The 10,239-nt window shown below is 39.3% G+C and carries 5 protein-coding genes, 4 tRNA genes and 3 rRNA genes; 11 read left to right on the top strand and 1 reads right to left on the bottom strand.

Going from position 1 to position 10,239, the window contains the following annotated elements; genetic code table 11:
- The first annotated feature begins 17 nt into the window (after positions 1-17).
- The 7 genes from RC62_RS22570 (at position 18) to RC62_RS22540 (ending at position 5,425) form a co-directional block, all read left to right on the top strand.
- Positions 18-1,531 (top strand): 16S ribosomal RNA (locus RC62_RS22570).
- A 123-nt stretch (positions 1,532-1,654) separates the two neighbouring features.
- Positions 1,655-1,728, top strand: a tRNA-Ile gene (locus RC62_RS22565).
- A gap of 107 nt (positions 1,729-1,835) precedes the next feature.
- A tRNA-Ala gene (locus tag RC62_RS22560) sits at positions 1,836-1,909 on the top strand.
- Positions 1,910-2,056: 147 nt separating this feature from the next.
- Positions 2,057-4,940, top strand: a 23S ribosomal RNA gene (locus RC62_RS22555).
- A 139-nt stretch (positions 4,941-5,079) separates the two neighbouring features.
- Positions 5,080-5,189: ribosomal RNA gene (rrf, locus tag RC62_RS22550) — 5S ribosomal RNA — on the top strand.
- Together the 16S, 23S and 5S rRNA genes with 4 tRNA genes alongside form the textbook arrangement of a ribosomal RNA operon.
- Positions 5,190-5,260: 71 nt before the next feature.
- A tRNA-Phe gene (locus RC62_RS22545) sits at positions 5,261-5,333 on the top strand.
- Between the two features lie 6 nt (positions 5,334-5,339).
- A tRNA-Leu gene (locus RC62_RS22540) sits at positions 5,340-5,425 on the top strand.
- A gap of 251 nt (positions 5,426-5,676) precedes the next feature.
- Here the strand turns inward: RC62_RS22540 and RC62_RS22535 are convergent.
- Positions 5,677-6,696 (bottom strand): proline iminopeptidase-family hydrolase, encoded by a 1,020-nt coding sequence (locus RC62_RS22535; RefSeq protein WP_055098641.1) that lies wholly within the window; start codon positions 6,694-6,696, stop codon positions 5,677-5,679.
- 291 nt (positions 6,697-6,987) lie between these two features.
- On the opposite strand from RC62_RS22535, the gene RC62_RS22530 reads away from it, so the two are divergent.
- The 4 genes from RC62_RS22530 to RC62_RS22515 all read left to right on the top strand — a co-directional run bounded on the left by RC62_RS22530 (position 6,988) and on the right by RC62_RS22515 (position 10,039).
- Complete coding sequence (locus RC62_RS22530; RefSeq protein ID WP_055098640.1) at positions 6,988-7,425, top strand: PepSY-like domain-containing protein; 438 nt, start codon at positions 6,988-6,990, stop codon at positions 7,423-7,425.
- 82 nt (positions 7,426-7,507) lie between these two features.
- A complete protein-coding gene (locus tag RC62_RS22525; RefSeq protein WP_055098639.1) occupies positions 7,508-8,563 on the top strand; it encodes a LacI family DNA-binding transcriptional regulator in 1,056 nt (351 codons plus the stop codon).
- Between the two features lie 4 nt (positions 8,564-8,567).
- The gene (locus RC62_RS22520) at positions 8,568-9,413 is read left to right on the top strand and encodes a helix-turn-helix domain-containing protein (RefSeq protein WP_055098638.1); all 846 of its coding nucleotides are present in this window, start codon (positions 8,568-8,570) and stop codon (positions 9,411-9,413) included.
- Between the two features lie 80 nt (positions 9,414-9,493).
- On the top strand, positions 9,494-10,039 hold the full coding sequence (locus RC62_RS22515) for a YbhB/YbcL family Raf kinase inhibitor-like protein (RefSeq protein ID WP_055098637.1): 546 nt from the start codon (positions 9,494-9,496) through the stop codon (positions 10,037-10,039).
- Positions 10,040-10,239 lie beyond the last annotated feature (200 nt).

Genomic DNA, 10,239 nt, shown 5'->3' with positions numbered 1-10,239 from the left:
ATTAAGATCAACAATATACGATGAAGAGTTTGATCCTGGCTCAGGATGAACGCTAGCGGCAGGCTTAACACATGCAAGTCGAGGGGTATGCTTCTTCGGAAGTAGAGACCGGCGCACGGGTGCGTAACGCGTATGCAATCTACCTTTTACAGAGGGATAGCCCAGAGAAATTTGGATTAATACCTCATAGTATTATGAAATGGCATCATTTTATAATTAAAGTCACAACGGTAAAAGATGAGCATGCGTCCCATTAGCTAGTTGGTAAGGTAACGGCTTACCAAGGCTACGATGGGTAGGGGTCCTGAGAGGGAGATCCCCCACACTGGTACTGAGACACGGACCAGACTCCTACGGGAGGCAGCAGTGAGGAATATTGGACAATGGGCGCAAGCCTGATCCAGCCATGCCGCGTGCAGGATGACGGTCCTATGGATTGTAAACTGCTTTTATACGAGAAGAAACACTGCTACGTGTAGCAGCTTGACGGTATCGTAAGAATAAGGATCGGCTAACTCCGTGCCAGCAGCCGCGGTAATACGGAGGATCCAAGCGTTATCCGGAATCATTGGGTTTAAAGGGTCCGTAGGCGGTTTAATAAGTCAGTGGTGAAAGCCCATCGCTCAACGGTGGAACGGCCATTGATACTGTTAAACTTGAATTATTAGGAAGTAACTAGAATATGTAGTGTAGCGGTGAAATGCTTAGAGATTACATGGAATACCAATTGCGAAGGCAGGTTACTACTAATGGATTGACGCTGATGGACGAAAGCGTGGGTAGCGAACAGGATTAGATACCCTGGTAGTCCACGCCGTAAACGATGGATACTAGCTGTTGGGAGCAATCTCAGTGGCTAAGCGAAAGTGATAAGTATCCCACCTGGGGAGTACGTTCGCAAGAATGAAACTCAAAGGAATTGACGGGGGCCCGCACAAGCGGTGGAGCATGTGGTTTAATTCGATGATACGCGAGGAACCTTACCAAGGCTTAAATGTAGATTGACCGTTTTGGAAACAGAACTTTCGCAAGACAATTTACAAGGTGCTGCATGGTTGTCGTCAGCTCGTGCCGTGAGGTGTCAGGTTAAGTCCTATAACGAGCGCAACCCCTGTTGTTAGTTGCCAGCGAGTCATGTCGGGAACTCTAACAAGACTGCCAGTGCAAACTGTGAGGAAGGTGGGGATGACGTCAAATCATCACGGCCCTTACGCCTTGGGCTACACACGTGCTACAATGGCCGGTACAGAGAGCAGCCACTGGGCGACCAGGAGCGAATCTATAAAACCGGTCACAGTTCGGATCGGAGTCTGCAACTCGACTCCGTGAAGCTGGAATCGCTAGTAATCGGATATCAGCCATGATCCGGTGAATACGTTCCCGGGCCTTGTACACACCGCCCGTCAAGCCATGGAAGCTGGGGGTGCCTGAAGTCGGTGACCGCAAGGAGCTGCCTAGGGTAAAACTGGTAACTAGGGCTAAGTCGTAACAAGGTAGCCGTACCGGAAGGTGCGGCTGGAACACCTCCTTTCTAGAGCCCTGAGTGTTAGTGGAAACACACGCTGGGGAAAAAAGAAGAAGCTTTATGGGATTATAATTTTAAGGCTATTTTACTCTTGCTGTTAGTTCAAATAATAAATTTTAAGTAAAACAGAGTCTCGTAGCTCAGCTGGTTAGAGTACTACACTGATAATGTAGGGGTCGGCAGTTCGAGTCTGCCCGGGACTACTATTTAACTTAAAAAAAGGAAATTCTGGAAGTTGGAATTCACCAAAGAAATTAGAGAAGAATTAGAAATCTAAAATCTGAATTCTATAATCTAAGATTTAAGAAATGGGGGATTAGCTCAGCTGGCTAGAGCGCCTGCCTTGCACGCAGGAGGTCAACGGTTCGACTCCGTTATTCTCCACTGATTTACTATAAATATAGTAAATAAAAGTTCATTGACATATTGAGATAAGAAAATAATAAAAAGTAGAAAGCGTTTTTTGTTATAGTAGTAATACAAATAATAAAAGACAAAAAAAAACGGTCATAATTGATTTTATGATTGGTACAATAAGCAAAATAAGGGCGTATGGGGGATGCCTTGGCTCTCAGAGGCGATGAAAGGCGTGATAAGCTGCGAAAAGCTGCGGGGACGGGCACACACCGATTGATCCGCAGATACCTGAATGGGGCAACCCACTATGTTGAAGACATAGTACACCGATAGGTGGGCAAACCCGCTGAACTGAAACATCTAAGTAGGCGGAGGAGAAGAAAACAAAAGTGATTCCGTAAGTAGTGGCGAGCGAACGCGGATTAGCCCAAACCAATGTTGTTACGGCAATGTTGGGGTTGTAGGACCACGACATTTTATGTACAAGGAACCGGAAGTTACTGGAAAGTGACACCATAGAGGGTGATAGTCCCGTATGGGTAACGAGTATAATAGATAGTGGTATCCTGAGTAGGGCGGGGCACGTGAAACCCTGTCTGAATTTGGCGGGACCATCCGCTAAGGCTAAATACTCCTGAGAGACCGATAGTGAACCAGTACCGTGAGGGAAAGGTGAAAAGAACCGTGAATAACGGAGTGAAATAGATCCTGAAACCATACGCTTACAAGCGGTCGGAGCCCTTTCGTGGGGTGACGGCGTGCCTTTTGCATAATGAGCCTACGAGTTAACGTTGCTGGCAAGGTTAAGTGGTTAAGCCACGGATCCGTAGCGAAAGCGAGTCTGAATAGGGCGCTTTAGTCAGTAGTGTTAGACGCGAAACCGTGTGATCTACCCATGGGCAGGTTGAAGCTGTGGTAACACACAGTGGAGGACCGAACCGGTTGACGTTGAAAAGTCTTCGGATGACCTGTGGGTAGGGGTGAAAGGCCAATCAAACTCGGAAATAGCTCGTACTCCCCGAAATGCATTTAGGTGCAGCGCTGTGCATAAAGTTATATAGAGGTAGAGCTACTGATTGGATGCGGGGGCTTCACCGCCTACCAATTCCTGACAAACTCCGAATGCTATATAATGTTTCACAGCAGTGAGGGCTTGGGTGCTAAGGTCCAAGTCCGAGAGGGAAAGAACCCAGACCATCAGCTAAGGTCCCCAAATATATACTAAGTTGAAAGAACGAGGTTTGTCTGCCCAGACAGCTAGGATGTTGGCTTGGAAGCAGCCATTCATTTAAAGAGTGCGTAACAGCTCACTAGTCGAGCGGACGAGCATGGATAATAATCGGGCATAAGTATATTACCGAAGCTATGGATTTAGAGTTTACTCTAAGTGGTAGGGGAGCATTCTAACAGGGTTGAAGGTGTATCGTAAGGTATGCTGGACTGGTTAGAAAAGAAAATGTAGGCATAAGTAACGATAATGCGGGCGAGAAACCCGCACACCGAAAAACTAAGGTTTCCACAGCTATGCTAATCAGCTGTGGGTTAGTCTGGTCCTAAGGCGAACCCGAAAGGGACAGTCGATGGCTAACGGGTTAATATTCCCGTACTACTAATTACTGTGATGGGGTGACGGAGTGATGAAAGCGCCGCGAACTGACGGAATAGTTCGTTGAAGTACCTACCTATAAGATGCGCAGGCAAATCCACGCGTCTTGGGGAAATACGATAGTACTCGGAGTCTTCGGACAAAGAGATAGTGCGCCTAAGGGCTTCCAAGAAAAACCTCTAAACTTCAGGTAATTAGTACCAGTACCGTAAACCGACACAGGTAGTTGAGGAGAGAATCCTAAGGTGCTCGAGAGATTCATGGCTAAGGAATTAGGCAAAATAGACCTGTAACTTCGGGAGAAAGGTCGCCCCCAGCAATGGGGGCCGCAGTGAAGAGGTCCAGGCGACTGTTTATCAAAAACACAGGGCTCTGCAAAATCGTAAGATGAAGTATAGGGCCTGACACCTGCCCGGTGCTGGAAGGTTAAGAGGAGATGTTATCTTCGGAGAAGCATTGAATTGAAGCCCCAGTAAACGGCGGCCGTAACTATAACGGTCCTAAGGTAGCGAAATTCCTTGTCGGGTAAGTTCCGACCTGCACGAATGGTGTAACGATCTGGACACTGTCTCAGCCATGAGCTCGGTGAAATTGTAGTAACGGTGAAGATGCCGTTTACCCGCAGTGGGACGAAAAGACCCTGTGCACCTTTACTATAGCTTAGTATTGACCTTGGATAAATGATGTGTAGGATAGGTTGGAGACTGTGAAGTGGCGTCGCCAGGCGTTGTGGAGTCATTGTTGAAATACAACCCTTTGTTTATCTGAGGCCTAACCCCGAGTATCGGGGGACATTGCTTGGTGGGTAGTTTGACTGGGGTGGTCGCCTCCAAAAGAGTAACGGAGGCTTCTAAAGGTTCCCTCAGTACGCTTGGTAACCGTGCGTAGAGTGCAATGGCATAAGGGAGCTTGACTGAGAGACATACAGGTCGATCAGGTACGAAAGTAGAGCATAGTGATCCGGTGGTTCCGCATGGAAGGGCCATCGCTCAAAGGATAAAAGGTACGCCGGGGATAACAGGCTGATCTCCCCCAAGAGCTCATATCGACGGGGGGGTTTGGCACCTCGATGTCGGCTCGTCACATCCTGGGGCTGGAGAAGGTCCCAAGGGTTGGGCTGTTCGCCCATTAAAGTGGCACGCGAGCTGGGTTCAGAACGTCGTGAGACAGTTCGGTCTCTATCTACTGTGGGCGTTAGAAATTTGAGTGGATCTGATTCTAGTACGAGAGGACCGAATTGGACAAACCTCTAGTGTATCTGTTGTCCCGCCAGGGGCACCGCAGAGTAGCTACGTTTGGAAGGGATAAGCGCTGAAAGCATATAAGCGCGAAACCCACCACAAGATGAGATTTCTTTTAAGGATCGTGGAAGATGACCACGTTGATAGGCTATAGATGTAAAGGCAGTAATGTCATAGTCGAGTAGTACTAATAATCCGTAAGCTTATGTACACCCTTTTCTCCCCGATGCAAATCGGGGAGAAGAAACTTTCTAAAAATAATAAATAAAAATACTTTTCTTTATCTCAGTATGTTAAGATATTATGTAATGTTGATCAGTTAATCTGGTTACCCATTGCAAAAACGACCTTAAGGTGGTTATTGCGGCGGGGCTCACCTCTTCCCATCCCGAACAGAGTAGTTAAGCCCGCCTGCGCAGATGGTACTGCAGTTATGTGGGAGAGTATGTCGTCGCCTTTCTTTTTAAAACCCTGTTTCGAAAGAATCAGGGTTTTTTATTCAAAATTTTACTTATTAGCTTAAGTAAATAAGGTACCTTAGCTCAGATGGTAGAGCAATGGACTGAAAATCCATGTGTCCCTGGTTCGATCCCTGGAGGTACCACATAATGCTCGGATGGTGAAATTGGTAGACACGCTGGACTTAAAATCCAGTGAACAGCAATGTTCGTGCGGGTTCAAGTCCCGCTCTGAGTACTAAAAACTTTAATTGGCTATGCTAATTAAAGTTTTTTTTTGACTTAAAGCGAAATATTTTTATTTTACTTAGCAGTAATTTAAATACTACAAAAAAAAAGCTCAAAATTAACGTTCGATTGCGTTAGAGATAGAAGTAGTATTCTTTTTCTAAACTAAATATCCAGTAATGCTTCTAAAATTTTTTGGAGAAAATTCAGAGGATAGCCAGACTTTTAAATCATATTTTTACTTCTTTTCTATTAAAGTATTTAAATTTTTTCTTCATCAACATCTTTTATGAAAGTAATTACACCATTCATAAAAACTTTCTGGTCATCCCACATGGCTAAATGACTTCCATTTGGACAATATAAATAACGACCTTTTTGAACTAATTTACTTTGTTCTTCCATTGCTTTTGGATCCATTGTGTCATATTTGGCACCAATCATTAACGTTGGGACATTAATTTCATGTAAACGTTTTTTAATATCCCACTTGGCTAAGCGACCGCTAATGCCAAATTCGCTTGGTCCTTGCATTATGGTATAAATCTCATTGTTGATATGCTTGCTGGCACGATTTAATCCATCTGGCCATTCTTTTAATCGACATAAATGCTGTTGATAATAATTTGGAATGAGTAATTCCATATAACGGGGATTACTAAAGTCTTTTTTTACTTCAAGAGCTCTGATTTCTGCTAAAACTTCAGGTTTCATTTGTTTTGCTAACACTTCATCTGCATATTTTCCATAATCCGGTGCGCTTGCCATCATATTTGAAATCAATAAGCCTTTCATGTTTTGTTGATATTTTAGCGCATATTCCATAGCCAAAATTCCTCCCCAAGAGTTCCCCAGAACATAAAAATTGTTTTTATCTGCATTAATAGCTTTGCGGACTTGTTCGACTTCATCTACAAAACGTTCCGTTGTCCATAAACTGCTGTCTTTAGGCTGATCGCTATAGTAAGAACCTAATTGGTCGTATTCATAAAATTCAAATCCTTCGCGTTGAAAGAATGTTTCAAAACATTCCATATACTCGTGAGTCATTGCTGGACCTCCATGTAGTAATAGTATTTTTATTTTGGGATTATTCCCAAAACGTTTTGTCCAGACTTTAAATTCTCCTACTGGAGTTTTTATCGGAATTAATCGAACTCCTGCTGTTTCTATATTGTTTTCTTTATTATAAGTGAAATAATCAGAAAGAATATTTGATTTAGAGTCGTTTTTACAAGATGTAAAAAGTAAAATTGTTGCAAAGAAAGTGATAAAGCGCATAATTACATTTTGAGTTATTAAATTATTTAGTTTAATTTTTTATGTCTGTTGAAAAAATATATGAGTAAAGAATATTAAGATCATAATTGTTAACTAGAAAATATTCCGTGTGAAGTCATTGGCATTTTTTACTTTTAAAATGATAGTTTTTGTTATAACTTTTTAAATTATAATGAGTTACAATGTAATTAGCTCTCTTGAAAAATAATAAAGGTTTCTTAAATTGATTTGAATGTATTTTCGCTTGTTGTAATTTAGTGAAAGAAAATTACTAATTTAAAAATTAAAATCATGAAAAATATAATTTTAATTGCGGTATTATTACTTGGTTTTACAACATCAGTTAATGCGCAGAAAAAAATTGAAATAAATGAACTACCAAAATCAGCACAGGATTTTTTAAAGAAACATTTTAGTTATACATCCGTAGACATTGTAAAAAAAGATGCGGAGCACGGTGAGAAAGGCTATGAAGTAAAACTTAAAGATGGAACAGAAGTAGAATTCTGGAAAGACGGCACATATCGTGAAGTAGATGGAGGTAAAAAACCGATTCCTACCGCATTCATTCCTTCATCTGTAAAAGATTATGTGGCAAAAAATCATCCGAATGAAAAAATAACCCATATCGACTATGGTCACAAGGATCTTGATGTTGATTTAACAAACAATATTGATTTGGAATTTACCAAAGAGGGTAAAATCTTAAAAGATAAAAAAGACAAATAAAAGATTATTTAAAAACCGCTTTTTTCCGAAATATTATCTTGTCATAAAATAGTTTATATTTACATCTCATATCATTTATTTCATGGAAGAAAATAAACATGTAACGATTTACGACATTGCTGAAAGACTAAATCTTGCTACGTCAACTATTTCGCGTGCTTTAAAGGATCATCACACTATAAGTGATAAAACGATTAAAAAAGTAAAAAAAACAGCTGAAGAAATGGGTTTTGTTCCCAATACTTTAGCGGCGGGTTTGCGCGGAAATAAAACCAGGACTATTGGTGTTTTAATTCCCACAGTTACACAACCTTTTCTCTCTTCGCTAATTAGCGGTATCGAAATTACAGCTCAAAAATCTGATTATACTGTAATTATTATGCAATCACATGATTCTTATTATGAAGAGGTTAATATGGCTAAATCATTGTATAGCAATCGGGTAAGTGGCGTTATTTGTTCATTGGCTATGGAAACCAGAGATACTGCACATTTTCAGCAATTCTCGAATAATAATATTCCGCTTGTATTTGTAGACAGGGTTCCTAAGGATTATAATACTTTTAGAGTGGTTATTGATAATTACACTGCTGGTTATAAGGCAACAAAACACCTTATAGAACAAGGCTGTATTCGTATTGCGCATTTAACTGCGGGATCCGAATTTGGAAATCTTTATAACGAAAGAAAAAGAGGGTATATTGAAGCCTTAAAAGATCATAATTTACCAATTGATGAAGAATTAATCATTAATTTAAAATCAGTTACTTATGAAGAAGGCGTAAAGGCCAGCAATCAATTGTTTGATTTAGATCCAATTCCGGATGGGCTTTTTGCACCTGGAGATATTATTGCAGTTAGTGCAGTTCAGACAGCTAAAAAAAGAGGAATAAAAGTTCCGGATGAAATAGCTATTATTGGTTTTAATAACGACCCAATTTCTCAAATAATCGATCCTAATATTTCTACAATTACACATCCTGCTGAAAAAATGGGAAAAGCTGCTGCTGAAATAATCATCAAAAATTTGAAATCACAAAAAAGCGATGATGCAAAAGAAATTACGTTTTTAAATACAGAAGTACTTGCCAGAGAATCTTCTGACAGAAAAAAATCTTTAGAAACAGCATCCAAATAATACCATGAATACTATCATAATTCCAGATGATTTAAATCTGGAAAATTCACAACTTGTTCAGGTTTTTGATTACAGCAGTTCCAAAGGAATATCAAAACAACAAATCATTTTAAATCAAAATATATTTAGTTTTCTTATTGAAGGAACAAAGGAAGTTGTTTTTGATAATGCTGCTTTGGCGATTGATGATTCTAAATTTCTGGTAATGAAATCCGGCAATTGTTTGATGACAGAAAAACTTTCAAATGTTTCAAATTACAGAAGTGTATTATTGTTTTTTTCTAATGAAATTGTATCACGATTTATTCGAAAAATGGAATGGAACAATGTCGAATCAACAACTTATAAATCTGTTTATGCTTTTGAGTATGATGAATTTTTAACGCGTTTTGTACACAGTTTGGTCGATATCTCAAAACTTTCAAAAGACCTTCAAAAGAAAATCCTGGAAGTTAAATTCGAAGAAATAATGCTTTATTTGATAGAAAAGTACGGAACTGAATTTCTTTATTCTTTAGCTTTAAATAGCGATAATGCTACGCAAAAGTTCATTCAGATTATCGAAAATAGTCATCTTAATAAATTGACATTAAAAGAATTGGCTTTTTTATGTAATATGAGCGTGTCTACTTTTAAAAGAGAATTTGAAAAACATTATTCAGAATCACCTATTAAATGGTTTCAGAATAAAAGACTCGAATTTGCACACTATTTACTTCAACAGGAACAAAAAAATGCATCTGAAATATATTTCGAAGCTGGTTATGAAAATTTATCAAGCTTTATTCAGGCTTATAAATTAAAGTATGGAGTTACGCCAAAATATGATCAAAAAAAATTGAGCTTTTAGCAATAGTTTTTGATCCTTTCTCTAAAGTTTCTTTTACGATACTGATTCTAAATTTACTTTAAATTTTAAAACTCAGTAAAATGAAAAAAGTAAATTTAATTTTGGTGCTATTCTTAATTTTCACCACAACAATTTTTGGACAAAAGACATTTACGTTAACCAGTAATGATTTAGGAGGTCAAGCTTCTAAAATTCAGGAATTCAACGGATTTGGCTGTTCCGGAGAAAATCAATCGCCTCAATTGTCATGGAAGAATGCTCCGGAGGGAACAAAAAGTTTCGCTATAACAATGTACGATCCTGATGCTCCAACCGGAAGTGGATTTTGGCATTGGATCGTTTTTGACATTCCGGTCAACGTGAATGAATTGTTGACAAATGCCGGAACTAAAAACAATCTAATTCCAAAAGGTGCTATTCAAAGTATTACCGATTATGGAATTAAAGGATTTGGAGGTCCATGTCCGCCTGAAGGTCATGGGTTTCATCAATACATCATAACGGTTTATGCCCTTAAAACTGATAAATTAGGAACTGATTCAAATACAAATCCTGCTGTTGTAGGTTTTAATCTTTGGAATCAAACACTGGCAAAAGCAAGTATTATGGCTTATTATAAACGATAAATCAAATATGTTATAGGAATCACACGATTTTAATCTTGAAATCGACCCCGTTAAAGCAGGATAGTTTTTTAAATTATCCTGCTTTTATTTGTTAGAAATTAATTTTTTTGAAAAAAAGAGAGCTAAAATTTTTTTCTTAAATAACAATCTTATATTTTTACGCAACCGATTGCAATTGTTGTTTTATTTTTGATAATGTA

The organism is Flavobacterium aquidurense, from assembly GCF_001404985.1.
In the GTDB taxonomy this organism is placed as follows: Bacteria; Bacteroidota; Bacteroidia; order Flavobacteriales; family Flavobacteriaceae; genus Flavobacterium; species Flavobacterium aquidurense_B.
The sequence above is the reverse complement of the archived record's forward strand: the minus strand, read 5'-3'. Positions and strand labels throughout refer to the sequence as shown.

Coding starts and splice junctions, on each gene's coding strand:
- RC62_RS22535 (WP_055098641.1), bottom strand. CDS start 6,696: ATGCGCTTTATCACTTTCTTTGCAACAATTTTACTTTTTACATCTTGT.
- RC62_RS22530 (WP_055098640.1), top strand. CDS start 6,988: ATGAAAAATATAATTTTAATTGCGGTATTATTACTTGGTTTTACAACA.
- RC62_RS22525 (WP_055098639.1), top strand. CDS start 7,508: ATGGAAGAAAATAAACATGTAACGATTTACGACATTGCTGAAAGACTA.
- RC62_RS22520 (WP_055098638.1), top strand. CDS start 8,568: ATGAATACTATCATAATTCCAGATGATTTAAATCTGGAAAATTCACAA.
- RC62_RS22515 (WP_055098637.1), top strand. CDS start 9,494: ATGAAAAAAGTAAATTTAATTTTGGTGCTATTCTTAATTTTCACCACA.